A 1,057-nucleotide genomic window follows, 5' to 3' on the forward strand; every position below is an offset into this window, starting at 1 on the left:
TGGACAGACACTAATTACGGAAACTTATGGATAGACCAGGTTAAAAAGAAACAATTATTGTGCCATAAGGTTCTATGGTTTATTTCTTCATTTTCACCGGTTTGGATTTGTCTGGCAGGATGAGGTTCAAAAGAACACCGGTAACTGCAGACAGACCGATTCCAGCCAGCGAGAAGTTCCCGGACTCAAAATCCGATTTACAGAAAACTTTTTGTTATTTGGTGTAACTAAAAACACGGAGCAGGCGTCATACAAAAAAATTGAACAATACTGACAGTAAAAACTAAACTCATGATTATGCGAACAATTTATTTTACTTTTCCGTTCTTAGTCGCTTTTTTGATAAGCACCTGCGCTCTTGAAAGCCAATCTCAAAGTCGTCAGGAGCGGCCTGTAGAATCAGACTTCAATGAAATCAGTGTTTCTTCTGGTGTTGATCTGATAGTGAAACAGGGTAGCCCTGTGGAGATTATTGTGGAGGCCGATTCTGATGATATCGATGATGTAAAGACCGAAATAAAGGGGGGGAAACTGAACGTGTATTGTGACGGAAGTGTTTTTTCCTGGTTTCAAAGTAGTTCGGCCAAAGTCTACGTGACCACAGAAGAAATTAAAAAACTCAGTGCATCAGGTGGAGCCGATCTTAAAAGTGTAGGAGAAATAGAAGGCGAATCACTCGAAATCTCATCTTCGGGGGGTGCTGATGTGGAAGTAAGTGTAAAAGCTGATAATGTTATCCTTAACAGCAGCGGCGGAGCCGATTTAATAGCAGAGGGAGAAACAAACTATCTGGAGGCCCATTCCAGTGGGGGTGCCGACATAAAAGCACGTCAACTGATTGCAAAAAGAGTAAAGGCATCTTCATCGGGCGGAGCCGATGTTGAGGTTTACGCTTCGGATGAAATTGAAGCATCTGCAAGCGGCGGAGCCGATGTTGATTATTACGGAGGTGCAAAAGCAAAGAAGATCAGTGAGTCGGGAGGAGGAGATGTCACCGGCCATTAAAATGATTTGTATTGGTGGAATAAAAAAATCCGCAGAAGAATCTTCTCTGCGG

1 protein-coding gene is annotated in these 1,057 nt (G+C 42.8%); it reads left to right on the forward strand.

Going from position 1 to position 1,057, the window contains the following annotated elements:
- The first annotated feature begins 297 nt into the window (after positions 1-297).
- Entirely contained in the window at positions 298-1,005 is a 708-nt protein-coding gene (locus OQ5_RS0113105) for a head GIN domain-containing protein (protein WP_044107866.1), read from the forward strand.
- The last annotated feature ends 52 nt before the right edge of the window (positions 1,006-1,057 follow it).

The organism is Anaerophaga thermohalophila str. Valhall, assembly GCF_000250735.1.
In the GTDB taxonomy this organism is placed as follows: Bacteria; Bacteroidota; Bacteroidia; order Bacteroidales; family Marinilabiliaceae; genus Anaerophaga; species Anaerophaga thermohalophila_A.